The sequence below is a fragment of the Steroidobacteraceae bacterium genome (assembly GCA_041395505.1).
In the GTDB taxonomy this organism is placed as follows: Bacteria; Pseudomonadota; Gammaproteobacteria; order Steroidobacterales; family Steroidobacteraceae; genus JAWLAG01.
This window is the reverse complement of record JAWLAG010000001.1, coordinates 351,623-376,676: the sequence shown is the minus strand read 5'-3', so window position 1 is coordinate 376,676 and position 25,054 is coordinate 351,623. Positions and strand designations below refer to the sequence as shown.

The 25,054-nt window shown below is 62.0% G+C and carries 26 protein-coding genes; 23 read left to right on the top strand and 3 right to left on the bottom strand.

The window, feature by feature from the left end; genetic code table 11:
• Positions 1-74 precede the first annotated feature (74 nt).
• The 16 genes from R3E77_01730 (at position 75) to R3E77_01655 (ending at position 12,905) form a co-directional block, all read left to right on the top strand.
• The gene (locus R3E77_01730; protein ID MEZ5498129.1) at positions 75-1,127 is read left to right on the top strand and encodes a bifunctional UDP-4-keto-pentose/UDP-xylose synthase; all 1,053 of its coding nucleotides are present in this window, start codon (positions 75-77) and stop codon (positions 1,125-1,127) included.
• Positions 1,124-2,794 (top strand): glycosyltransferase family 39 protein, encoded by a 1,671-nt coding sequence (locus R3E77_01725; GenBank protein MEZ5498128.1) that lies wholly within the window; start codon positions 1,124-1,126, stop codon positions 2,792-2,794. Before R3E77_01730 ends, R3E77_01725 begins: the two co-directional genes overlap by 4 nt.
• Positions 2,794-3,921 carry a DegT/DnrJ/EryC1/StrS aminotransferase family protein gene (locus R3E77_01720; GenBank protein MEZ5498127.1) on the top strand — a complete coding sequence of 376 codons (1,128 nt, stop codon included), beginning with the start codon at positions 2,794-2,796 and terminating at the stop codon, positions 3,919-3,921. Before R3E77_01725 ends, R3E77_01720 begins: the two co-directional genes overlap by 1 nt.
• A complete protein-coding gene (locus R3E77_01715) occupies positions 3,921-4,877 on the top strand; it encodes a glycosyltransferase (protein ID MEZ5498126.1) in 957 nt (318 codons plus the stop codon). Before R3E77_01720 ends, R3E77_01715 begins: the two co-directional genes overlap by 1 nt.
• Positions 4,874-5,800 (top strand): formyltransferase, encoded by a 927-nt coding sequence (locus R3E77_01710; protein MEZ5498125.1) that lies wholly within the window; start codon positions 4,874-4,876, stop codon positions 5,798-5,800. Before R3E77_01715 ends, R3E77_01710 begins: the two co-directional genes overlap by 4 nt.
• 4 nt (positions 5,801-5,804) lie before the next feature.
• A complete protein-coding gene (locus R3E77_01705; protein ID MEZ5498124.1) occupies positions 5,805-6,716 on the top strand; it encodes a polysaccharide deacetylase family protein in 912 nt (303 codons plus the stop codon).
• A gap of 656 nt (positions 6,717-7,372) precedes the next feature.
• The gene (locus R3E77_01700; GenBank protein MEZ5498123.1) at positions 7,373-7,822 is read left to right on the top strand and encodes a GNAT family N-acetyltransferase; all 450 of its coding nucleotides are present in this window, start codon (positions 7,373-7,375) and stop codon (positions 7,820-7,822) included.
• Complete coding sequence (locus R3E77_01695; protein ID MEZ5498122.1) at positions 7,819-8,118, top strand: hypothetical protein; 300 nt, start codon at positions 7,819-7,821, stop codon at positions 8,116-8,118. The genes R3E77_01700 and R3E77_01695 overlap by 4 nt, the downstream gene beginning before the upstream one ends.
• Positions 8,075-8,611, top strand: coding sequence for a heme-binding protein (locus R3E77_01690; protein MEZ5498121.1), 537 nt, complete (start codon positions 8,075-8,077; stop codon positions 8,609-8,611). The genes R3E77_01695 and R3E77_01690 overlap by 44 nt, the downstream gene beginning before the upstream one ends.
• 272 nt (positions 8,612-8,883) lie before the next feature.
• Positions 8,884-9,957: a sialidase family protein gene (locus R3E77_01685; protein ID MEZ5498120.1), complete on the top strand. Its 1,074-nt coding sequence runs from the start codon at positions 8,884-8,886 to the stop codon at positions 9,955-9,957.
• Between the two features lie 210 nt (positions 9,958-10,167).
• Positions 10,168-10,518, top strand: coding sequence for a cupin domain-containing protein (locus tag R3E77_01680; protein ID MEZ5498119.1), 351 nt, complete (start codon positions 10,168-10,170; stop codon positions 10,516-10,518).
• Positions 10,519-10,530: 12 nt separating this feature from the next.
• Positions 10,531-11,082, top strand: a complete 552-nt coding sequence (locus R3E77_01675; protein MEZ5498118.1) for a hypothetical protein — start codon at positions 10,531-10,533, stop codon at positions 11,080-11,082.
• Between the two features lie 43 nt (positions 11,083-11,125).
• A complete protein-coding gene (locus tag R3E77_01670; GenBank protein ID MEZ5498117.1) occupies positions 11,126-11,599 on the top strand; it encodes a nuclear transport factor 2 family protein in 474 nt (157 codons plus the stop codon).
• A gap of 113 nt (positions 11,600-11,712) precedes the next feature.
• On the top strand, positions 11,713-12,120 hold the full coding sequence (locus R3E77_01665) for an SRPBCC family protein (protein MEZ5498116.1): 408 nt from the start codon (positions 11,713-11,715) through the stop codon (positions 12,118-12,120).
• 65 nt (positions 12,121-12,185) lie between these two features.
• Positions 12,186-12,695 (top strand): VOC family protein, encoded by a 510-nt coding sequence (locus R3E77_01660; GenBank protein MEZ5498115.1) that lies wholly within the window; start codon positions 12,186-12,188, stop codon positions 12,693-12,695.
• 6 nt (positions 12,696-12,701) lie between these two features.
• Positions 12,702-12,905: a hypothetical protein gene (locus tag R3E77_01655; GenBank protein MEZ5498114.1), complete on the top strand. Its 204-nt coding sequence runs from the start codon at positions 12,702-12,704 to the stop codon at positions 12,903-12,905.
• A 4-nt stretch (positions 12,906-12,909) separates the two neighbouring features.
• Here R3E77_01655 and R3E77_01650 read toward each other — a convergent pair whose 3' ends face one another.
• Both R3E77_01650 and R3E77_01645 read right to left on the bottom strand, forming a co-directional pair.
• Positions 12,910-13,749: a methylated-DNA--[protein]-cysteine S-methyltransferase gene (locus R3E77_01650; GenBank protein ID MEZ5498113.1), complete on the bottom strand. Its 840-nt coding sequence runs from the start codon at positions 13,747-13,749 to the stop codon at positions 12,910-12,912.
• Complete coding sequence (locus R3E77_01645; protein ID MEZ5498112.1) at positions 13,750-14,391, bottom strand: glutathione S-transferase family protein; 642 nt, start codon at positions 14,389-14,391, stop codon at positions 13,750-13,752.
• A gap of 200 nt (positions 14,392-14,591) precedes the next feature.
• Between R3E77_01645 and R3E77_01640 the strand changes: the two genes are divergently transcribed.
• Both R3E77_01640 and R3E77_01635 read left to right on the top strand, forming a co-directional pair.
• Positions 14,592-15,008: a hypothetical protein gene (locus R3E77_01640; GenBank protein ID MEZ5498111.1), complete on the top strand. Its 417-nt coding sequence runs from the start codon at positions 14,592-14,594 to the stop codon at positions 15,006-15,008.
• Positions 15,009-15,043: 35 nt separating this feature from the next.
• Complete coding sequence (locus tag R3E77_01635) at positions 15,044-16,558, top strand: amino acid permease (protein ID MEZ5498110.1); 1,515 nt, start codon at positions 15,044-15,046, stop codon at positions 16,556-16,558.
• On the opposite strand, the gene R3E77_01630 is transcribed toward R3E77_01635, so the two are convergent.
• Positions 16,559-17,317, bottom strand: coding sequence for a helix-turn-helix transcriptional regulator (locus R3E77_01630; GenBank protein ID MEZ5498109.1), 759 nt, complete (start codon positions 17,315-17,317; stop codon positions 16,559-16,561).
• Between the two features lie 194 nt (positions 17,318-17,511).
• Between R3E77_01630 and R3E77_01625 the strand changes: the two genes are divergently transcribed.
• From R3E77_01625 to R3E77_01605, 5 genes are read left to right on the top strand one after another with little or no spacing between them, the layout of a single operon-like run.
• Positions 17,512-18,471, top strand: a complete 960-nt coding sequence (locus R3E77_01625) for an alpha/beta hydrolase (GenBank protein ID MEZ5498108.1) — start codon at positions 17,512-17,514, stop codon at positions 18,469-18,471.
• A 5-nt stretch (positions 18,472-18,476) separates the two neighbouring features.
• The gene (locus R3E77_01620; GenBank protein ID MEZ5498107.1) at positions 18,477-19,067 is read left to right on the top strand and encodes an FMN-binding negative transcriptional regulator; all 591 of its coding nucleotides are present in this window, start codon (positions 18,477-18,479) and stop codon (positions 19,065-19,067) included.
• Positions 19,068-20,480, top strand: coding sequence for an amidohydrolase family protein (locus tag R3E77_01615; protein MEZ5498106.1), 1,413 nt, complete (start codon positions 19,068-19,070; stop codon positions 20,478-20,480).
• Complete coding sequence (locus tag R3E77_01610) at positions 20,477-21,727, top strand: hypothetical protein (GenBank protein ID MEZ5498105.1); 1,251 nt, start codon at positions 20,477-20,479, stop codon at positions 21,725-21,727. The genes R3E77_01615 and R3E77_01610 overlap by 4 nt, the downstream gene beginning before the upstream one ends.
• The gene (locus R3E77_01605) at positions 21,724-24,930 is read left to right on the top strand and encodes an amidohydrolase family protein (GenBank protein ID MEZ5498104.1); all 3,207 of its coding nucleotides are present in this window, start codon (positions 21,724-21,726) and stop codon (positions 24,928-24,930) included. The genes R3E77_01610 and R3E77_01605 overlap by 4 nt, the downstream gene beginning before the upstream one ends.
• Positions 24,931-25,054 lie beyond the last annotated feature (124 nt).

The following is a 25,054-nucleotide window of genomic DNA, read 5'->3' as shown; positions in this document are numbered from 1 at the left end:
TAATTGCGCCGCGCTGCGACGAATGTTTCAAAAGAACCCGTCCAAAAGTAAACTCGCAAAAGAGCATTAAATCTATGTCACTCAAAGTCATGATCCTGGGCGCCAACGGCTTCATCGGCAGCGCCCTCACCAGCGCCATTTTGCGGGAACGCGATTGGGAGGTCTTCGGCATCGACCTGTCGGATCACAAACTGGTCGAGTCAAATGGCCATCCGCGCTTTCATTTCGTCGAAGGCGATATCACCATCAACAAGGAGTGGGTCGAGTACCACGTGCGCAAATGCGACGTGGTCATACCGCTTGTTGCTATTGCAAACCCCGCGCAATACGTCGTCGATCCACTGCGGGTGTTCGAACTGGATTTCGAGGCGAATCTTCAAATCGTGCGCCATTGCGTTCGCTACAAGAAGCGCCTGCTGTTTCCCTCCACCTCCGAAATCTATGGCCTGTGTCCCGACTCGGTGCTCGATGAAGAAACCAGCATGCTGGCCTACGGTCCGGTGAACAAGCAGCGCTGGATCTATGCGGCGTCCAAGCAATTGCTCGATCGCGTCATCTATGCCTATGGCGTCCACCACCAACTCGACTACACGCTGTTCCGGCCATTCAATTTCATCGGCCCGAACCTCGACAACATCGACGAACCCAAGGAAGGCAGCTCGCGGGTCTTCACCCAGTTCCTGTCGAGTGTCCTGTACGCGCGGCCTATCAAGCTGGTCGACGGCGGCGCGCAACAGCGTTCGTTCACCTACATCGAAGACGCCATGGACTGCCTGCTGCGCATCATCGAAAATAAGGACAAACGCGCATCGCAACGCATCTTCAACATCGGCAATCCGGCAAACAACGTATCGATCCGCGAACTCGCCGAACGCATCCTCGCCGTCGCCGCGCGCTTTCCTGATTTGCGCGAACGTGCCAAGCAGGTACAGATAGAGTCTGTTTCCTCACAACAATACTTCGGCAAGTACTACCAGGATATCCAGACGCGCGTACCGGCCATCGAGGCGGCACGCGAAGCGCTGGGGTGGTCGCCCAAGACCGATCTCGACACCGCCATTGCGGCGACCATCGAGTACTACGTCGAGCGACGCGCGGATTCGGTCAGGACGCGTTCTCTGGCATGACCGCCTCCGCGGCCAGGCCCGCGCTGACCTGGATCGCCTGGGCGGTGCTCGCTCTGTGCTGGTTCGCCCTCACCGACATGCGGCCGCTGTTCGAGCCGGACGAAGGCCGCTACGCGGAAATTCCCCGCGAAATGTGGGTGAGCGGTGACTGGTTGGCGCCGCGTCTCAATGGTCTCCTCTACTTCGAGAAGCCGCCGCTGCAGTACTGGGCAACCGCCACCATGTATTCGCTCTTCGGTTTCAGCGAATGGACGGCGCGCTTCTGGTCCGTGGCGCTTGCGTTTGCCTGCCTTTGGATGGTCTTTGCATTCTGTCGCCGATGGTTTGCCAGCGAGCCCGTAGCGCTCGCAGCCGTGCTGGTGCTCGCGACCAATCCGTTCTTTACGATCATCGGTCATATCAACATCCTGGACAGCGCCTTTGCGTTCTTCATGAGCGCAGCGGTGTTCGCGTTTCTGCTGTCGCGCCGTGGTGATGGTGCTCCGGCCTCCGCGCGCAACTGGATGCTGGTAACCTGGGCAGCCATCGCGCTCGCATTGCTCAGCAAGGGGCTGGTGGCGCTCGTGCTGCCGGGCGTCGCGATCGTTGCCTATTCGCTCCTGGCGCGCGATGCGTCGGTATGGCGGCGCTGGCAGGTGCCGCTTGGTCTGCCGCTTCTGCTCCTCATCGCGGCACCCTGGTTCTGGATGATGAGCCGCGAACATCCGGGCTTTGCCGAGTTCTTCTTTGTGCATGAACATTTCGCGCGCTTCCTGACCAAGGTGCATCAGCGCGACGAGCCGTGGTGGTATTTCCTGCCGACGCTGTTCCTGGCACTGGTACTTTGGCTGCCATCCGTCGTGCCGGCCCTGCGCGGCGCATGGCGCGATTCGAACGCCGCGCACCGGCTCGGATCGCGCATGCTCCTGGTCTGGTGTGCGGGCGTGTTCCTGTTTTTCTCCTTGTCACAATCGAAGCTGCCGCCCTATGTGATGCCGATCATGCCGGCGCTTGCCGTGCTGATCGCACGGCAGGTCGCCGCCGACGAGCGGGCCCTGCGACGCGCTGCTGCCAGCTACTTCGTGCTGATCGCGATCGTCGCCGTGGGGCTCATCGTCTATGCGCATCGGCGCAGTGGCTCGCTGACCGATCCGATGTGGTGGTGGGCTGGCGCCGCGGTCGTCGTCGCCGCCCTGGGTTGGTTGGCGTGGCAAAGACTCGGTCGCAACCCGGCGCAGACCGTGTGGCGCGTGGTTGCATTGGCGGGCAGCTCGATGATCGCCTGGCAACTGCTGTTCGGCGGCTATGCGGCAATGGAACCGCGGCGCACGGCGCGGCACCTGGTCGATGAGGTGCGCAGCCAGATCGGGCCCCGTACACATTTATATAGTGTCGGTCAGTACCGGCAGAGCATTCCACCCTACCTCGGCCGCACGCTAGACTTGCAGGCCTACACAGGTGAGATGGAGTATGGCTTGAACGCGAGCAACGAACGGCAGGCAACGACCGCCGAGCACTTCGCGCGCGAGTGGCAGGGTGCCACCGATGCCGTCGCTTTCATCGAGCCCGGCATGTACGAAGAATTGCGCGCTGCCGGTTTACCCGGCGAGGTCATCGCGAGCGACCGACGCAGCATCGTCCTGCGCCGCCAGCCGCTCGCCGACAGCACATCCGAAGGGCGTCAATAATGAGTGATCTGTTGCCGTTCACGCGGCCGACCATCGACGAGGCGACCATTCAGGGCGTCGTCGACGTGCTGCGCTCGGGTTGGATCACCACCGGACCGAATGTCGCCGCATTCGAGCGCGCGCTCTCGGAGTATGTCGGCGGGAGGCCCGTACGCAGCATGACTTCGGCCACCGCCGCGCTCGAGCTTGCGCTGATCGCCTGCGGTGTCGGTCCTGGCGATGAAGTCATCACCCCCGCGCTAAGTTTTGCTGCGACTGCGAATGTGATCGCGCGTGTGGGTGCGCGGCCCGTGTTCGTCGACGTCGGCCTCGACAGCCGCAATATCGATCTCGAGCAAACCGAGGCCGCCATCACGCCGCGCACGCGCGCCATCATGCCGGTGCATTTTGCGGGCTTACCGGTCGACATGGACCGCCTCTATGCCATCGCCGGGAAACACGGCCTGCGCGTCATCGAGGACGCGGCCCATGCCATCGGCTCGGCCTGGCAGGGACGGCGCATCGGCAGCTTTGGCGATCTGGTGTGCTTCAGTTTCCATCCCAACAAGAACATCACGACCATCGAGGGCGGGGCGATCGTTGGTGGTAACGCCGATGAACTTGCCAGCATCGAATTGCAGCGTTTCCATGGCCTGACCAAACCCGCCGTCGACCAGTTCGACGTGACGGTGCCTGGCGGCAAATCCAACCTGACCGATGTCGCAGCGCGGGTCGGGCTCGGCCAGTTACCACAGCTCGAGCGCTTCAATGCTCGGCGCCGCGAACTCGTCGCGCGCTATTTCGGGCACTGGTCCGGGCCTACGCAATTGCGCCTGCCGGAACGGGGCGATCAGGGTCATAGCTGGCATATCTTCGCGCCGCTGCTGCCGCTGACGTCGCTGAGAATCTCCCGGTTACAGTTCATCGAGCGCATGCGCGAGGCGGGCATCAGCGTTGGTGTGCACTATCCTGCCATTCATTTGTTCAGCTTCTATCGCGCCATGGGCTATCGAGACGGGCAGTTCCCGAATGCAGAGCGTATTGGCGCATCGACGGTAACGCTGCCGCTGTTTCCCGGCATGGCGACGAGCGATGTCGACCGGGTCGTCGCCGCGGTGGATCGCGTGCTGGCCGAGGGTTCCGCCTGATGCAGCCCGAGCTGTCGGTCGTCATTCCGGTATACAACGAGCAGGAAGTGCTGCCACAGCTCTTTGCGCGCCTCTATGCCGCGCTCGATCAACTGGGTCGGCGCTACGAGGTGATTTTCATCGACGACGGCAGCGCCGACCGCTCGGGCGCCTTGCTGCGCGAGCAGTTCGCGAGCCGGCCCGCCGAAACGCGGGTCATCCTGCTCGCCAGCAATGCCGGCCAGCATATGGCCATCATGGCGGGGTTTGCCCATGCGCGTGGTCGCCATGTCGTTACCCTCGATGCCGACCTGCAGAACCCGCCCGAGGAAATCGGCAAGATCGTCGCCGCGCTCGAGGGCGGTGCCGACCTCGTCGGTGGCGTGCGCATGCAGCGTCAGGATGTGTGGTGGCGGCGATGGTCGTCGCGAGCGCTCAATCGCATCCGCGATCGCACCACGAAGATCCGCATCACCGACCAGGGCTGCATGCTGCGCGGCTACGACAGGAGCATCATTCACGCGCTCAACAATTGCTCCGAGGTCAGCACCTTCATACCTGCCCTCGCCTACACCTTCGCGCGCCGTCCGGTCGAAATCGAAGTCGCCCACGCTGAGCGCCAGGGTGGCCAATCGAAGTATTCGCTGTACAGCCTGCTGCGGCTCAACTTCGACCTGATGACCGGCTTTTCGTTGTTGCCGCTGCAATTCTTCACCATCGCCGGCTTCGCGATCGCCGGTGTCTCACTTGCATTCGTCGCCGTGTTGGCGATACGGCGACTGCTGGTCGGTCCGGAAGTCGGCGGTGTCTTCACCCTGTTTGGAATTGCGTTTTTCCTGATCGGCGTCGTCCTCCTCGGCCTCGGGGTGATTGGCGAGTATGTCGGTCGCATCTACGAGCAGGTTCGCCAGCGGCCTCGCTACATCATCGCCGCAGTCCTTGAACAATCCACCAGCAACGTCGCCGAGCACGCATGAGCCGTCCGCGGGCGGTTGTCTTCGGTTATCACGATGTCGCGGACCGCTGCCTGCGGGCGCTGGTCTCCGGCGGCGTTGATGTCGCGCTGCTCGTTACGCATCGCGATGACCCCGCCGAGGAGCGCTGGTTCGCCTGCGCGGCTGATACGGCGCGCGAGCATGGTATCGAGGTGAGCTATCAGAGTGAGAACGACAGCCCCGGGCTTCAGCAACGGATTGCGGCCATTGCGCCCGATTTCATTTTTTCCTTTTATTACCGCGCGCTGCTGAGCGATGCCATGCTGGGACTGGCGCGACGTGGCGCGCTCAATATGCACGGTTCGCTGCTGCCGGACTATCGCGGCCGGGCGCCCGTCAATTGGGCCGTGCTGAACGGCGAGACCCGCACGGGCGCGACCCTGCACTACATGGCGGCGCGCGCCGATGCGGGCGATATCGTCGATCAACTGGCCGTGCCGATACTGGAGGACGATGATGCGCGCATCGTCATGCACAAGGTGACCGTGGCGGCCGAAACCGTGTTGTGGCGCTCGCTGCCGGGACTGATCGATGGCACCGCGCCGCGCAGCCGCCAGGACCTGTCGAAGGGACGTTATTTCGGTCGCCGTCGGCCGGAAGATGGCCGCATCGACTGGCGACGCAGTGCGCGTGAGATCCACAATCTCATTCGCGCCGTGGCGCCGCCCTTCCCAGGCGCGTTCTGCGAGTTGCGCGGCGAGCGATTGTGGATTCATCGCAGTCGCGTTGTGCAAAACGCTGCCACGCGGGGCGAGCCGCAATTGCACGCCGAAGGCGGCCGCTGCCTGGCGCGCTGTGGCGACGGCCATTGGCTTGAAGTTCTCGCGGCGGCCGATAGCCGCGGACCGCTGGACCTGTCGCGCTGGGCCGCGGAGCTCGCGAATCATCCCGTTGCGCTGACCTGAGCGCATGGGATGCGTCGCGGTCAAGGTCGATGTTGACACTTACCACGGCACGCTCGAGGGCGTGCCGCGGCTGCTCGATCTGCTGGAGGCGAGCGGTGCAGGCGCGACGTTCCTGTTCAGCCTGGGACGTGATCACACCGGGCGTGCGATACGGCGCGTATTTCGACCCGGATTCCTCGGCAAAGTACGGCGCACATCAGTGGCACAACACTATGGCCTGCGCACATTGCTCTATGGCACCTTGTTGCCGGGCCCGCATATTGGTCGACGCTGCGCGGCCATTCTTCGTGAGGTTGCCGCGCGCGGCTTTGAGGTCGGCGTGCATGTGCACGATCACGTGCGCTGGCAGGACTATGTCGCCGGCGCGAGCGAGGCCTGGACGCGACGTGAGCTGCAGCGGGCACTCGATGTGTTCGCCGAGGTCTTTGGGCGGGCGGCGACGGTGCACGGCGCGGCGGGCTGGCAGATGAATCGGTTTGTTCCAGGCCTGGAACAGGAATTTGGCATCAAGCTCGCTTCCGATGCTCGAGGTACCGGGCCGTTCCTGCCCGTCGTCGATGGCAAAGTCATCGATGTGCCGCAGCTGCCGACCACACTGCCAACGCTCGATGAACTGGTCGGGCGCGACGATCTCCGAGGCCAGAATGCGACCGAGTATTTGTTGGCGGAAACACGCGCCGCTGGCGAGGCTGCCCAGGTTTATACCGCACACGCGGAACTCGAAGGCGGTGCGTTCGCCGAGGACTTCGGTCGGCTCATTGGACAATGGCGGGCTGCAGGCCGGCGTGTCTGCGGCTTGACGGACTACGCGCAAACGCTCGATCGCAACACGCTTCCCCGCTGCCCCATCGTCACTGGTACCGTAGCGGGTCGCAGTGGCATGTTGGCGGTGCAGGGCTCGGCTGCGACTCCGTAGCTACCGCGCGCCGACATGCCCGTCACAACACACATGCAGCACGACAACGTCGGCATGTATGCGCTGTGCATCGATGGCAATTTGATCGGCATGCCGGCTGCAGCGACGCCACGCGGTTTATCGCCTCGAGCGTGGTCGCCGAAAAGAACGTGCGGGCTTGTGAATTATTGCCAGATTATCGTGCACCTGCGGCCTCAATTCGCTATCAATCAATGCCCTGGGCAATAGTGGCTTCTGAAGTCATGCAGCAGCGTGCTAGTTTATTCGTCATGGGTCGCACTTCTGGATCAAATTATACGCCAGGGTAGAAATGTGGCGTCGTTCTCGGAGTACTGGGTGCGTATAACAAATCACTGGAGCGGTCATCAGCGATAAAGTGCACATCCCTACAGGTAGGCGTGTGGCCGCCCGGCTCGGGCGTTACGCGGCATGTATTCAGGTATCAGAACATGGCCGATTTCAAGGACGCTGCCGACGTAAAGTTTTTCCCACCCGGGATACCTTTGATCGCCGAAGGTTCGACGTTGGCTATGATCGACTGCCGTGCAGGTCCAACAATCTTCGGAAGCGCGGGACTGCCGCTTGACTATGCAATTGAGTTGGCGCGCTCAGGCGCGGCACATCAGTCCCTCGCGCTATAACGAGTGACAACACAAATGAACCGCTCTGCCGACGAATCCATACAACTTGTCGAGCAGTTTCCCGATGTCGATGACTACCTGCGCATCGGCGCGCTCGCGGGTCTAACGCCCAGAACGGAGACGGCGGCGCGCCGGGGGCTGGCCAACACGCTGTATGGCGTCAGTCTGAAGCATGACAATGAAGTCATCGGTATGGGCCGCGTGATCGGCGACAATGGCTGCGTATTCATGGTCGTCGACATCGCCATCATCCCCACCTACCAGGGCAGGGGACTCGGCACCCGAATCATGGTGGTGCTCGACCACTGGATTCGTCGCAATGTGCCTGAAACCGCCTACGTTACCCTGGTCGCAAATGGCGAGGCCAGGAATTTGTATGCAAAGTTTGGCTTTGCGCAGCCACCTGCTGATGCGCTTTACATGGAGTACATCATGGGTCCTGCCACCGAGCGTCCAATCCGATGAAACATGAGCCCACGCGACGCACATGCGTCCTGCTCGAACAGGACATCGCCGCGCCCGTCCGTGAGCGACTGATCCGACTCTTTTCGACCGATGTTACGTTGACCGGAATCGGGGATCTTGAGCGCATACAGTTCGCGGCAGTCAAACTTGCGCTGTCAGGCGCGACAGGATTAGCTCTGGCCGAACATCACTGGTCGCGCGACGTGCGGGATCTCCTCGTCAGCGCCGATTTCGCACACGATCTCAAGGCACATGAACGATGGTATCGCGAAACAATCACGGCATTGGTCATTTGACCGGGGAGACGACATGCATGTTTCATCAGTAGTGGCATTACTAAGCCTCTGTCTCGCAACATCGGGCAGCTTCGCCGCCGATCTGACTGCGGGCGAGGCATCCAAAATCATCGATGGCTGCGTGATGCACGCAAACGGAAAAAACCAAAGTCACGCTATCGCCGTGGCAGATACCGGTGGCCACTTGATCGCGCTACTGCGAATGGACGGAAATTCGTCAGGCATCGCCGAGTTCGCGGTGCAAAAGGCCCTAGCCGTCGCCGCATGGCGTTTTTCAACGAGACAAATGGAGGCCGCAGTGAAAGATACGCCTGGGTTCGCGAACGCGCCGTCCGTGGTAACCGTGCCGGGCGGGGTTCCTGTCTTTTCGAAGGACGGACAATTCATCGGCTCGGTTGGCGTTTCCGGAGAAGCGCCAGCGGACGACGCCGAGTGCGCCGCCGCCGGCATCCGGGCCGCCAGCCTTGTTCCGGCAAGCAAACGATCTGAGTAGATGTGATCGCGGGCGCTGTATGACGTCGCGTCGGACTATTGTCAAGCCACACAAATAGTTGCCTTTGCGCGGCTGGCGCATCCACAATGGCGCGGAGCCGGCCGATCCGGCCGCAACCGAATTGCCGAGGACGTATGCCGTTCACTGGATATCGTCGAACGCTTTCGCAAGCCGTTGTCGTGTCTATTACAGCTTGCCTGATTGGCGCCTGCAGCGGCGGAAGCAGCAATCGCCGAGCAACCAATACCCCGCCTCCGACGCTACAGAATCTCGTGGCGACCAACGACTCCGTATTGAGTCCCGGGAATGCGGCTGGCCAGGACGAGGACCCGGTGACACTGCGCGCGCGAGATGAGAGTCTCTTTGTGGCCTGGTATTCCAATCGCAACGGCACGCAGCCGGACGGCTACGACGACAAAGAAATATTTCTCATGCACTCAACCGACGGTCGGAGCTGGACCAATCCACCGATCCAGCTTACCCGCACTCCCCGGTACTCCTTCTATCCCAGCTTGGCACAGGATGCTTCGGGCCAGTTTCACCTGGCCGGCATGCGCACGATTTTTCAGCCCGACGGCTGCGTACCGACCAACTCCTGCACTGGTGCCCAGTACAGTATTTTCACGAAGTCATCCGCAGACGGTGTCACCTGGAATGCGGATGCCGAAAACACGGTCGCAGCAGGACCTGCTGATCAGATGCCGTGGATCGTCGCCGACCGCCAAGCAGACCGTCTGTTGATCTTCTTCTGCTCACCGACGCGTGACGCCAATGGTAATGTCCAGTTTGTCGATTTCACGCAAAACCTGTATGTGACCGTCGACAGCGGCACGGGGTGGAGCACGCCGCAACGCCTCGTTGGGCCGAACGCGCCAGGGACGGGTAATGTGTTCCCGTATGTCGTCCAGCGCAGCGACGGGCAATTTCTGATGACCTGGGTGCGGTACGAAGCAGCAATCCCGGATGCCGTGGACACACTGAGGGAAATATCCACCGACGTGCTCTGGGCGACGTCCGCTGACGGCGTTGTCTGGAGCTCACCTGCGACGGTCAGCGATGCAGACACGCTGGCTGAGATCGACATTCTGCCGTCGCTTTATCTGCATACTGTGCGCAACAACTGGAACATCATCTGGCGCACGGGTTCGAACCCGGCCGATCCTGGACGGAGCGTCGAGATGCCGGTTGGCGGTTCTTATCCGACTGACTTGCTGACGCGTCCTGAACTTGCTGGTTATTCCGCCAGGATTCTGGCCACACCCACGACAGGTATCTTTTGGGGCGTTTGGGTGGCGGGCGACGAGCCGCGACAGAAGATCCATCATCGATTCTTTACACTGCCCTAGAGCACGCAACTGTCTCGAAGCATCTTGGAACCAGGCACATCCGGTACGAGAACATCGGGGGGCGTGGGGCAAGAAAGTATTGGAAACGACACTCAGAAGGACAGGCGCACCGCACGATGGCGCCGAGTGCAAAGTTCTGACCGGCACCCACAATCGCAAGCGCACTACGGTCAGGGTCAGTCATACGAGCACGTCAGGATGAGCATGGTCATGAACGCGATCAATTTGTCGTCAAAGCTGGCCACGTTTTCCGAGCACTGGTCGCCGAAAATCGTCTCGAGCTTCAATGGGCACGATGTCATGGTCGTCAAGGTGCAGGGCGAGTTCACATGGCATTCGCACCCGGACACGGACGATTTCTTTCTCGTGTTGAAAGGCAAACTGACGATCAGGCTCAGAACCCACGATGTTCATTTGGAATCCGGTGATCTTTTTGTGGTTCCCAAAGGTGTCGAACACTGCCCCGTCGCAGCGGAAGAAGCGCAGATTCTGTTGATCGAGCCGGCAGGAACGCCTAACACCGGGGATGCGCTTACCGCAGTGGCCAAAGAGAGAATCTAATGGAAGTGAATCATGCGACATAGACCTGCCGTCGCCCTGATTGTTGCGGTGGCCTCACTGGCGGCGCGGGCATCCACCCCAGGCGCAGTCAATCTTTTCCCGAGCCCCACGAAGTCGCCGTCTTGCAGTGACGCCGGCTATTCGGCGCTTGACGGGTGGCTGGGAGAATGGCGCGCAACTGATGTCGCCTCGGGCACCGATGCAGGACGTGCAACAATCAGCCGCGATCTCGGCGGATGCGTAATCCTCGAACGCTGGAACGGCCTCGGCGCAGACGGCAAGCCTTATGACGGATTTGGCATACATCGCTTCGAACCCGCGAGTGGTCACTGGATCCAGAACTGGTTTGGAGACCAGGCCGACGCAATGGTTGCGGAAGGCTCCGAGCAAAATGGCGGGGTCGTCTATGAACGCCAGTTTGAACGAGACGGTGTCGTTATTGTCATACGTCAACATATTGAGCCGTTGGCGGATGGGCGTTTTTCCAACCGGGGCGAGCGATCGACGGATGGCGGCACAACCTGGCAAACGACATTCAACCTCGTCTATGACCGCCTGGATTGACGACAGCCGTCGCACAGAAAAGCCCCAAGGGACCGGAGACCACATGAAAACGAAGCTATCGGCCAAACTGTGTGTAACGCTCCTCGCTGCGCTCCCCTGCGTGGCGCTCACTGCCGAGATGACGGCTGAGCAGAGTGAAACGGCGAAATGGATGATCGAGCGGGCTCGCGGCTGGGCCGAGCAGGCTTGCGGCGGAACGTGGGTGCTGTCCGAGCTACTCGCGGACGACTTCCAGGGCACGTCGCCCAAGGGCAAACGCTATCGAAAGCCAACTGGCGAACCACCCCGAGACCCCAATACCCACTGGTCGACCGATTGCCGCCTCGATGACGCGGATGTTCATTTCTTCGGTACCGACCTGGCCGTTATTTATGGCGCCGAGTCCATGACGGTCGAGACGGACGCCGCCAAGCGCGAGCGGGTTTGCCTCGTTTGGACGGATACCTGGCACAGAAGAAACGGGAAGTGGCAGATTGTCGCGGTGCAGGACAATCGTATCGACTGTCCGACCGGGTGATGCTGTCAATATACTCCTCACCCTGGTCAATTCGTTCGCTTGGGGTATAGAGATCCACGCAAGCAGCGCCCTGCTGGATGAGCGCACCGACCCGAACAACCCGGAGCCAAAGCATGGAAATCACCGTTGAAACAATTGTCGCCGCATCTGCCGACACAGTCTGGCGTGCCTATACATCGCCGGCGGACATCGTGAAATGGAACACGGCTTCGGACGATTGGCATACAACTTCCGCGACCGTTGATTTGCGCGTCGGTGGCGATTTCTCGTCCCGGATGGAGGCCAAAGACGGCAGCATGGGGTTTGATTTCGCCGGCACCTATACACGTATCGTGAAACCGAAATTGATCGAATATTCGTTTGGCGATCGCACAGCCCGGGTGGAGTTTGCCGAGACCGCAAAGGGGGTGCGCGTAACGGTCACCTTCGATAGCGAATCGACGCATTCAGTTGAACAGCAGCGCGCCGGTTGGCAGGCGATACTCGACAATTTCGCCCGTCATGTGGAAGCGAGCGCGTAGAACGGTACGACGACGCCGCTCGGGCATGATGGGTTACCGGGCTTTCACTTCCATGGAGCATTGAAATGGTGCAACCAGCCAAGAACACAATTTGCCTCTGGTACAACGGCGACGCGGAAGATGCGGCGCGATTCTATGCGAAGACTTTTCCGGATTCCGCCGTCACGGCCGTGCATCGCGCACCAGGGGATTTTCCGTCCGGGAAGAAAGACGATGTGATCACCGTGGAATTCACCGTGCTTGGCATCCCTTGCGTAGGATTGAATGGCGGCGCGATATTCAAGCATAGCGAAGCTTTTTCGTTCCAAGTGTCGACCGTCGACCAGGAAGAAACCGACCGCTATTGGGACGCCATCATCGGCAATGGCGGTCAGGAAAGTGCTTGTGGCTGGTGCAAGGACAAATGGGGCCTTTCATGGCAAATCACGCCGCGCGCGTTGGTCCAGGCAATTACCGATCCGGATCGTGCCGCTGCGCAGCGCGCCTTCGATGCCATGATGCGGATGAAGAAGATCGACATTGCTGCGATCGAAGCTGCGCGACGCGGCGCGCTCCAGGGCGGTCGCAGTGGTTGAGCAGCAATGACCGAATCGGCACTGCTCTGGGGTCTGCTGTTCGGATCGATCGGAATCGGCTTTTTCGTTTACGGCCGGCGCCAATCGAAGCGTATGCCGCTGTTGTGCGGAATTGCCCTGATGGTGTTTCCGTATTTCATCCCCAATGGCACGGCGATCGTCATGATCGGCATCGTGCTGATCGCCCTGCCGTACTTCTTCCGCGCCTAGCGAATTATCGGACCGCACGCTCACCTTCCCGTCGCAATAGTTGCTCCTTGCGCTTCGCTCCCCAGCGATAGCCACTCCGCCTGCCATCGGCCGCAATGACGCGATGACAGGGAATCAATAACGCGACGCGATTATTGGCACAGGCGTTCGCCACCGCGCGCACGGCGCTGGGTCGGCCGATGCGCCGCGCGACATCGCTGTAGCTGCGAGTTTCGCCGAGCGGTATCTGCCGCAACGCGCGCCACACCCGCGACTGAAAGGCCGTACCCTGGATATCGACCGGCAAATCCAGCGATTCGTGCGGGAGCAGAACAAAGTCCCGCACCTGCTCGAACCAGCCATAGAGACGTGCTTCGTCGTTGAAGAGCTCCGCACGCGGAAACGCCACTCGCAGATCCTGCAGGAGCGCCCCTGGTGCATTACCAAAGGCCAACCAGCAGATGCCGCGCGACGATGCGGCGAGCAGCATCCAACCGAGGTCGGACAATCCCATCCACCAGCCAAGACGAACGGCCTTGCGCAATCGACCGGGGGTAAGCCCCAATGAACTGGCGGCCGCCGTGTAGGCACTCGAACTCGATTCGAAGCCCGCGCCGAAAACAGCGTCGAGCGCAGTACGCTCACGATTGCCATCACGTGCCAGGCGCTGCAGTGCCAGTGTCCGTGCGTAGGCCTTGGGGCTGACGCCCAGCCGCTTCGTGAATTGTCGCTGCAGTTCCGCGCGTCCGACCGTGAGCTCGGCCGCAAGACGCTCGAGCCCCGGCGCATCGCGCTCGATGAGCCGACAAGCCGCCTGCACCGTGCGCGGCCAATCGATCCCGCGGCGTCGACCCGGCGCGTTCATTCAGGGCAACTCCCTGCAAGAATGTGGGTCGCTCGCATAGCCTGCAACCTCATGCAGGAACCTGGGCTGGGCGCGAACGCGATCGACCCACGCCGCAACGGACGGGTACTCGCGTAGCGCAATGCCTGCCTCATCGGCGCGACTGACGTAGGCAAATACGCAAATATCGGCAATCGTGTAGCCGACATCGGTCAGGAACTCGCGATTCGTGAGCCAGCGATCAAGTATACCCAGTGCCTTGCGACTCGCTGCCTGCTTCATTTCCACCTGCTCCCGGCTGCGCCGCGCGATCTTTCCGGTCATGGCCCAATGGCGGAGTGTCGCGATGCCATTCTGGATGTAGTCCTCCTCGAAATACATCCAGCGAAATACCTGTGCGCGAGCCCAGGGGTCCTGCGGCAGGTAAGCTGTTCCTTCAGCGAGGTAGGTCAGTATGGCGTTCGACTCCGGTAGTGCGCGACCATCATCGAGCTCCAGGACCGGAACCGCGCCTGTCGGATTCCTGGCAAGAAACTCGTCCGACTGCCCTTCGCCTTCGAAAATGCTGACGAGCCGGGTCCGGTACGGTTGCTGCAGATGATGGAGCAGCAACCGGACTTTGTAGGCATTCTGCGAGGGAGGATAGTCGTACAGCGTCAGCATGGCGCACCTTGTTTGCAGCTCGGGAGTGCACACTAGCGTCAAGCGCCTCCCAGGCGCTTCCGGAATCGTGCGCGAGAACCACTGGCCCGCTCACTACGACTTTGGACCCGCTCGAAATGACATCCATGGCCGGCCTCTGGTAAACATCCCCACACGGACAAGTGCGGCAGAGCGGCTGTCGCCGATGCGGAGGGAATACCATGCGAACTTTTGGCGTGCTGGGCCTGGCCGTCCTTGCCATGGCGGCGTCCGTTGCGTCGAGCGCAGGCGACGACACGGCGACCCAGATTGAAATCTACCGCATTGCCCCGGGCCAGCAGGTGCCGTTCCTCAAACTCATCGCACTGTACGACGAAGCCAACGAAGCGGCCGGACTGCCGCCGCGACAGCTCTATGTACACCAGGACGGAGCAAGTTGGGATTTCGTCATCATTCAGTCCGCCGAAGACTGGACCGACGAACAACGCAGCAAGTTTCGCGCGGCACTGACCCGACTCGGCGCGCCGCAAGGCCAGGCATTCTTCCTCGAGATTCGCAAATTCATCGCAGAACACACCGACACCGTTGCGACCGGCCCGACGACAGCCGGCAAGTGGTTGAAGAGCCTCGAGCAGTAGCGACGGATCCTCTCGCGAGGCCAAGCAGCATGTCGTTGGATAAATCCAGCGTTTTCTCGAAAAAGTCCCTTGCGCACATCAGGGCCGAGACGGAAAACCACGGCCTCAAGCGTTCGCTCGGCGCCCTGCAACTGATGTTGCTCGGCATCGGTTGCATCATCGGCGCTGGCGTGTACGTCATGACCGGCACGGCCGCAGCCAACTATGCGGGACCGGCTGTAACCATCTCCTTTCTCGTCGCGGGAGCGGCTTGCGCATTCACGGCGCTGTGCTACGCCGAACTGGCGTCGACACTCCCGGTGTCTGGTTCCTCTTATACATACACCTATGCCGCGCTGGGAGAAGTCTTTGCCTGGGGTCTCGGCTGGTTGCTCATGCTCGAGTATGGCCTTGCAGGCTCGGCACTTGCCGTGGGATTGTCGGGCTATCTGTCGAGCCTCCTCGCGGACTTTCAGGTTATCGTGCCCGAAAGCCTGCGCAGTCCCATGGTGCAGAGCATTACGACGCCGACCGGTACGCGCTTCGCGCTCACGAGCAATGTCAACCTGGTGGCGGTGATCATGCTCGCGGCGGTCGCGACCGTGTTGATTCGCGGCGTTTCTCATTCGGCGGCGGTCAATGCCGTCATGGTCGTCATCAAGGTGACCGTGCTGCTCATTTTCGTCGCCGTGGGCGTTGCCTATGTCAACCCGGTCAATTGGCACCCGCTCATTCCGCCCAATGAAGGCGGATTCCAGTTCGGCGTACCCGGCATATTGCGAGCAGCGTCCATTCTGTTCTTCGCATATCTCGGTTTCGAAACCGTATCGACCGCGGCACTCGAAGCGCGCAATCCGCAGCGGGACATGCCCATCGGTATCCTGGGCGCGCTGATCATCTGCACGGTGCTCTATATCATGGTCGCGCTCGTGCTCACGGGCCTCGTGCCCTATCGCGAGCTTGGCGTCGCAGACCCAATAGCCGTGGCCATGAATGCGACCCGGCAACCGGCGCTCGCTGTGCTGATCAAGAGCGGCGCCGTCGTGGGTCTCACCTCGGTGCTCCTGGTGAATACCTACGGTCACAGCCGAATCTGCTTCGCGATGTCGCGGGACGGCATGTTGCCGCGCCTGTTCTCAGACGTTCATGCGCGCTGGCACACGCCGCATCGCGGCACGATGGTGGTCGCCGGCATATCCGCTGTGGCTGCTGCAACGCTGCCCATTTCGATTCTTGGCGACCTGGTCAGCCTCGGCACGGCAGCCGCATTTTCCATAGTCGCCATCAGCGTCATGTGGTTGCGCACGACCCATCCGCAGCTGCACAGGCCATTTCGCGTCCCGCTGGGTGGTCGCCATATCGGTGGCGTGTGGGTGGGCATCGTTCCGCTGTGCGCCTTGTTGCTATGTCTGGGGCTCATCGGGCCGGTGCTGATCGACATCATTGCCAAGGCCATGGCCGGCGACGTGCTGCTCGCCGTCATCCTCGGTCTCTATCTCCTGGCGGGCGCACTTATTTATGTGCTGTACTGTCGGCGCGCAAGCCGGGTGCAGCGCGGGATCGCCGCCTGATCAGCGCAAGGCGAATTGGCTGGGCGGTACCCCGAATGCACGATGGAACATGGCCGTAAACGCGCTCGGACTGTCATAGCCCACTTCGAACGCAACCTGGGTGATCGACTGGCCGGCCGATAAGAGCGAGAGCGCATGCATGAGCCGCGCCTGCTGCCGCCAGATCGCCACGCCCATGCCGGTTTCGTTCTTGAAGCTGCGCGTAAACGTCCGCCGTCCCATTCCAGCCAGGCGCGCCCAGTCGTCGAGATCACGGCCGTCGGACGGGTCGGCGAGTATCGCCCGGCAGACACGAATCAGACGCGGGTCATTCGGCATGCCGACGCAGTAGGGCGCGTTGGGCATTCGGTCGATTTCATCCAGCAATACGGCGACGATGCGACCTTCGCGGCCGTCGATGTCATAGAGCGGCGCGAACTTGACGACTTCGAGTATCAGCGCCTTCAGAAAATCGGAAACCTCGAATACGCGGCAATGGGTTGGATCGCGGCCGAGGCGCGCATCGAGGTACAAGGTGCGAAGCGAAACGGAATGGCGGCAGGACACCTCATGCTTGACACCGGCGGGCAACCATACCGCGCGCTGCGGCGGGACGACGAAACTTGTTTCATCAGTGCGCACGGCCATGACCCCTGACGACGCGAAGAGTATTTGCGTGCGCTCGTGGGCATGCATCGGATCGACGAAGCCCGCCGGATATTCATCGTCCAGCGCAATGACCGGTCGCGCAACGCCAAGCACATCGGTGCTATGCTTCATGGCCTTAACTCGATAAGAGTGGCACTTTTATTGAATTATGGCCAATTCCGTCGCGTGCGCAAGCGCACGCGGTTGCGCGAACCAAAGGCCCGGGCTCGGCACTGATTGACCCGTTCTGCGCAGGGAGGGCTCCCGCGCTTCGCTAGCATCCGCTCACATCCACTGCGCCCCTTCGGGTTGGTCAGACGCGTTGCATGAACGACTTGGTCAAAGCTCGGGTCGACGACGTCGATGCGGAAATTCGCCGTTTCGTCACGGCGATTCATGACGGTTATCGGCAGTTTGCCGACTTCGATTCGCTGCCACTCGCCGAGCGGCGGCGTGCGGCGGAGCAGGTTCGCGCGCCCTGGGCCGAAGGTGGGCCGCGCATGTGGCGATCGACCGACCTTTCGATTGCGGGCCGACCTGCACGCATCCACACACCGATCGAGGGGGATCTGCGCGGCGCCCTGCTCTATTTGCACGGCGGCGGCTGGACGATGTTCAGCATCAATACGCACGACCGGCTGATGCGCGAGTACGCGTCCCGGGCGCAGGTCATCGTCGTTGGGCTCGACTACAGCCTGTCTCCGGAGGCGAGATTCCCGACGGCCTTGCATGACGTCATCGCGGCAATCGACTGGCTCGGTCGGGATGGTCGCCGATATGGCATCGATCCCAGGCAGCTCGCTGTCGGCGGTGATTCAGCCGGTGCCAATCTTGCGATCGCCGCTGCAATCGCACGGCGCGACGCGGGCACGCAGGACCTCAAAGCCATGGTCCTCAACTATGGTGCCTATGCGACCGAGTTCTCGGCTCAATCCCGACGCTTCGACGGCCCGGACTACCTGCTGAACACGGCCGAAATGGATTATTTCTGGCGCAACTACGCGCGCAATGCGGGTGATTACACCAACCCGCTGTTTGCACCGATTCTCGCCAATCTCACCGGCCTGCCGCCTGCCAACCTGACCTTTGGTTGCTGCGACATACTGGCCGAATGCAATCTCGCCATGGCCGATCGACTGCGTGCCGCGGGCGTGCCCGTACTCAGCAATGCCTGCCGCGGTGCGACACACAGTTTTCTCGAGGCGGCTGCGATCTCCTCGCTGGCCGATCGCGCCATAGGCCAGACATCCGACTGGCTGCGTTCGACGCTGGCGGCTAATCTCTGAGCACCATGCCGAGCGGCCGATTCGAACCACGCGCCCATTCAGACGTCCTGCAGCTCATTGCCGAGTATCCGCTCGCGCTGCTGGTCTCGCAGGATTTTCAGGTGAGCGCGCTGCCGTTGATCGTTGACGAAGCCTCGCAGGATGGGGTGCGCTCGCTGCTCGGTCATATCGCCAAACGCAACCCGCAGCTACCGGCGCTGCGCGAGCGGCCACGCGCCCTCGCCCTGTTCAACGGTCCGCAAGGTTACGTATCCGGAAGAATGGTTTCGAAGCCTGGATGGGGCCCGACCTGGAATTACGCGATCGTCCGCTTCGAAGTCGACATCGAATTCTGCGAATCCGGCACGGACGACGCCGTGCGCCGTCTGGCAGCGCATCTCGAACGCGACGCCAAGCCTGCGTGGCAGGTCGAACAGATGGGCGAGCGCTATGCGCAGCTGCGCGAGCATATAATTGGTTTTCGCGCGCACGTACGCGGCGCACAGGCAAGGTTCAAACTCGGGCAGGATGAAGATGCGTCGACCTTCGCGGAGATTGTCGCAGGATTTCAGGGCATGGCGCTTGCCGACTGGATGGCAGGACAGCGGGTCGACTGAGTGCTCGATCTGACTGGAAAATCGGCGACCGGCGCGCTCATCGCGCTACTCGCGGTGGCCGGGAATGGCGACGCGGCGGAGCTGCCGCGCAATACGGCGTCCCGGGAGGCCCAATCCGCTATACGTGCACCGTTGAGCCGCTACAAGTCCTTGCCGAGGTTCGACACCCTGATCGTCAACGCGATCATCCTGGACGGGCTCGGCAATCGCATGGATGGCGGCGAAGTTGCGATGCGCGACGGACACATCGTCGCGGTGGGGCGGAATCTGCCGCGCGAAGGCATGAGGGTCATTGACGCCGGCGGCCGCTGGGTCACGCCCGGCATCATCGACGTTCACACCCACTACGGTACATTTCTGCTGCCACCGAATACCGCGGATGCCGGCGTGACCGACATCATCGAGAACAGTGACCCCAATGTTGCCGATACCTGGATCGAACATGCGGTGCACCCTGGCGATCCGGCATTCTCGCGCGCGCTTGCAAGCGGCGTGACCACCGTGCAGATCCTGCCGGGTTCCGGCGCTCTGTTTGGCGGCCGCTCGATCGTGGTCAAGACCGTGCCTGCCGTGACCGTCGATGACATGCGCTTTCCAGGTGCGCCGCAGGGCCTCAAGATGGCCTGCGGAGAAAATCCGGCCGGGAATTTCGGTTCTCGAGGACGCTTTCCGAACAGCCGCCAAGGTGAGATTGCGGGGGTCAGGGCGGCCTTCCTGGCCGCGCAGCGCTACCAGGCAGAGTGGGACAGATACGCGAGCGGACAATCCAAGGATCCACCCCAGACTGACCTCAAGCTGGATACGCTCGCAGGCGCCCTGCGCGGCGAGATACCGGTTCACCTGCACTGCTATCGAGCCGAAGACATCGCCCACTGGATCGACGTACTGCAGGAGTTCGGTATTCATATTGCCGCCGTGCACCATGCGACCGAGGCCTACAAGATCGCACCGCTCCTCCGTGATGCCGGCGTTTGCGCAGCGGTCTGGTCGGATTGGTGGGGTTTCAAACGCGAAGCCGAGGACGGAATCGAAGAGAATGCCGCATTCGTTGACGCGGCCGGCGGCTGCGCCATCATGCATTCGGATATCCCGCTGCTCGGCGGACTACTGACCCTCGAGGCCGCCAAGGCAGCGGCGGCCGGACGACGAGCCGGACTCGACGTACCGCCGGAACGAGCGATTCGCTGGATTACCTCGAATGCGGCGAGCGTATTGCAGCTTGGCGATCGCATTGGGCGTATTGCCGTCGGATTCAATGCGGACGTCGTTTTGTGGTCAGGTAGTCCATTCAGCATCTACAGCAAACCGGATCTCGTTTTTGTCGATGGCGCTGTGGCCTACGACCGATCGAGTGAGCATCCACCGGTGAGCGATTTCGAGCTGGGTCGAGCGCAACGCGAGCCGCTGCCGTGAAGAAGTTATGGCTTCTGTGTTTCGCAGTCAGTTGTATCGGCCGGGCGGACACGGTTGCGCTCACCGGCGCAAAAGTGTGGACGAATGGATCGGATCAACCGGTCGAGAATGCGACCGTCATCATCGACGACGAACATATCCGTTCCATCGTCGCGAGCGGGCCCGTGCCGGCCGACGCGCGTCTCATCGGCATCACGGGCAGCGTCATCACTGCGCCGCTCGATGCGGCGGCGACCCAGATTGGGCTCGTGGATATCGCAAGCGATGCCAGCACCGATGATCGGGGCGTCAGTGGCGGCGAACTCGGCGCCGCCTTCGATGTCTCCCTGGGGCTCGATGGAAACAATCCCGCCTTGCGCAAGGCACGGAGCTCCGGTGTGGCGCGCGCGATGGTGTTCCCTGATAGACAGGCTGGCGGCCTGTTCAGCGGCCAGGGCGCACGCATCGACCTCGCGCCTGGTGCGCCGCTCCTGCATCTTGCTCGCGCGGCGTTGTTCGTGACGACAGGCGGCGGCGCAGCCGACAGTGCCGGCGGATCACGCGCAGCCAGCTGGGGATTGCTGCGCGCTTCACTGGATGAAGCGCGTTCATTGCGCGGCCCGCCTCGCCCCGGACAGGCGCGTGATCAGATCCAGAATCATCTGCAGATCGAAACATTGCAGGCGGTGCTGGGCAGGCGCATGCCGCTCGCGATCGTCGCCGAGCGCGAGTCGGACATCCGGCAGGCCATCGCGCTCGCCAACGACTTCGACATCGCCATCGTCCTTGTGGGCGGTACCGAGGCCTGGCGTGTAGCCGGTTTGCTCGCCGAACGGAAGGTGCCGGTCATTCTCGATCCGCTCGAGAATCTGCCCATGAACTTCGACATGATCGGCATACGCCGCGACAATGCCGCGCTGCTCGAGCGCGCGGGCGTGTTGATCGGCTTCATGGTATCGATGCAGGGCATCTATCTCAGCTACAACCTCGGCCCTGCCCTGCGGGAGGGCGCCGGCATGGCCGTCGCGAATGGCCTGCCGCCGGCGGTTGCAATTCGGATCCTCACCCAGAATTCCGCAAAGATCTGGGAACGAGGCGCGACCGCAGCAGTGCTGGCGCCCGGCGCACCGGCAAGTTTCGTCGTCTGGGATGGCGATCCGCTCGAGCCGTCGACTGCGCCGCGGCAGGTCTACTTCAATGGTCGCGAAATTTCGCTGCGCACGAGGCAGACGGAGCTGCGGGATCGCTACCAGCCGCACAGCCGATGACCCGGATTGCGCTTGCGCTGCTGACTTGGCTGATGGCAAGCGGGCCCTTGCTCGCCGGTGGAACCGGGACCGCGCTGCCGCTCGCGGCTTCACGATACATCGACATCGACACCGACGAAGGCACGTGGCTGTCACCGGATCTGTCGCCGGACGGCAAGACGATCGTATTCGAACTGCTCGGCGACCTGTATCGGCTCGAGGCGACGGGTGGCGATGCACGGGCGCTCACGAGCGGCATGGCGTTCGATTCACAACCGGTGTTCTCGCCTGACGGCAGCCGCATCGCTTTCATCAGCGACCGTTCGGGGGCTGAAAACCTGTGGGTCATGCGCGCGGACGGGAGCGCGCCGCAGCCGATCAGCAACCAGGACGATAACTCGGTTTTCACGTCGCCCGGCTGGAGCGCCGATGGCCGGAGCCTGTTCGCCTCGCGATACGTCGCAGCCGGAAACTACTTTGAATTGTGGCGGTTCGATGTCACTTCGGGCGCCGGCGAGCGTCTGATCCCGGCTGCGAGCAGCGGCGGGCAGATCCCGCAAACCAGCGTATTGGGCGCTGTTGCATCAGGCGACGGGCGCTACCTCGTGTTCGCCCAACACGACGGTGAGAACGATTTCGACAAATTACCCGAGTGGCGGATCGTGCGACGGGATCTGGCGACCGGCGCGGATGAAGTTCTCATCGCTGCACCGCGCAGTCCGCGACCTGACCTGGTGATCGGCACGGCCTTTCGCCCTGCGTTGTCGCACGACGGTCGATTGCTGGTCTATGGTGCGAGGGATCGAGGACGGACCGGCCTGCGCGTGCTCGATCTCGGAACGAGGAGCGATCGTTGGCTTGCGTATCCGGTGCAACAGGACGAGCTGCAGGCATCGGGCTGGCGTGATTTGCTGCCCAACCATGTATTCACACCGGACGATCGTGAGCTGCTCGCCAACGTGGGCGGCAAGTTGCAGCGCATCGATATTGCCACGGGCGCGATGCGCATGGTGCCTTTCAGGGTAAAGACCCGCCTGCCCATCGCGGCCTCGACCCGTGCCACGGTGCGCGAGGAAACCGGCCCGGTGCGGGCAAGGCTGATCCAGGATGCCATGCAGTCACCCGACGGGCGACGACTGGCGTTTTCTGCTCTGGGTCAGATCTACGTACAAACACTCGATGGCAGATCCAGTCCGCAGCGTTTGACGCCCGGTTTTCAGCCGAGTTGGTCGAGTGACGGTAATCGATTGACCTACGTTACGTGGAATGCGCGCGAAGCCGGTCAGGTCTGGGTCATCGACATGGCGGGCGGCGCGCCGCAGCGGCTCAGCAACCTGGCCGCCTATTATACGTCGCCGACATTTGCGCCTGATGACTCGGCGGTATTTGTGCTGCGTTCGAGTCATTCCGTCCGCATGCACAGCTACATGGAGTACGGCGCGTTCCGGCAGGCCGATCTCGTGCGAATCGACCTGCACACGGCCGCAACGGCTGGCGATGGCAAGGTCGTCGTTACCGGGCAGCTGGGCGGCAAACCGCATTTCGGGCCCGGCGGGAGGGCTCTGTACCTGCGCTACCCGGACGGTGTACACGAAATCGATCCCGGCGATGGCAGCCACCGCTTGCGCGTCAATGTCACCGGGCCCGGTTGGTATTTTGTTGCCGGACGAGCCAATGCCGATGACATGCGCATCAGTCCTGATGGAAATTGGGTTCTTGCGCATATCGCACAGCAACTGCATCTGTTGCGAGTGCCGGTGTCGGCGGCCACGATCGACATCGGTGATCCGGCTATCGAACACCACCAGCTCACCAAGGTCGGTGCCGATTTCTTCGGCTGGTCGACCGATGGCAAGAGCATTACCTGGTCCCTCGGCAACCGCTTTCATCGGCGGGCGATTGGGGCTACGGGTGCAGACAGCGACCAGGTCTTCGAAGCCAACGTCGATTTGCCGCGCGATCGAGCGCAGGGCAGATTGTTGTTGCGCGGCGCCACGGTGATCACAGAGCGCGGCGATGAGATCATTCCTGATGCGGACCTGCTGATCGAAAACGATCGCATCGCCGCAATCGGCCAACGTGGCACCGTCCGGATTCCGCCGCAAACGACCACCCTGGAATTGACTGGGCAATGGATTATCCCCGGCCTGATCGATGCGCATGATCACATCGCCGACATTCGCCGCGGCATTCTCGATTTCGAAAGCTGGGGCCCGCGCGCGAACCTGGCCTACGGTGTCACCACGGCCTTCGACCCCTCACCGCTCAGCATCGACATGCTGGCCTATCAGGATGCGGTGGATGCCGGACTGATGGCGGGCTCGAGAATCGCATCGACCGGGCCTGCATTGTTTTCGTTCAACGAGTTCCGCTCGTATGAACAAGTGCACGATGTTCTAAGTCGTTATCGCGACGCCTACCGACTCGGCAACATCAAGATGTACCGCAGCGGCAACCGACACGTCCGTCAGTGGATCGCCATGGCGGCTCGCGACCTCGGATTGCATCCGACCACCGAGGGTGCGTTGTCCATGAAGCTCGACATGACGCAAATCATCGACGGTTATGCGGGCAATGAACATGCCCTGACGGCCGTACCGTTGTATCGCGACATGATCGACCTGGTTGCCAAATCCGGGGTGGCCTGGACCGCGACATTACAGATCACCAATGGCGGTCCCGAGGGGCAGGATTATTTCATCGTCCGCGACAAGCCTGCGAACGATGCCAAGCTCAACCGCTTTGCGCCGCGATTCGTGGTGGACATCAAGACCCGCTCGCGCACCTATCGTGAGCTCGCGGAGTATCTCTTCCCGCGCGTGGCGGCGAGCACCGCTGCGGTGCAGCGAGCGGGCGGCATCATCGGCATGGGCTCACACGGCGAAATGCCGGGCCTCGGCATGCACTGGGAGATGCAGGCGCATGTAATGGGCGGCATGACGCCGGCGGAAGCGTTACGCGCCGCGACCCTGGGTTCGGCCAAGGCGATTGGTCGCGAAGCGGAATTTGGCAGCCTCGAGCCGGGCAAGTTCGCCGATCTCGTCATACTGGAACGCAGCCCGCTGACCGACATCGGCAACACGCTCGCGATCTCGGCGGTCATGCGCGGAGGCCGACTGTACGATGGCGGGACGTTGGCGGAAAAGTGGCCTCGTCAACGCCCCCTTGGCCGCGCATGGTATTGCGATGACCGGCCGCCGACGGCCGCCGACGCCTGCCAATAGACCAACGCACTTCGGTCGCTGTAGTCCCCACGCCACAATCTGCGCTGGCCCGGTCGCGATGACTTGCGACCCTTTCACTTAGGCGTGGCGTCTTTGCGACGCATAGCATCCATCGGCATCGGTT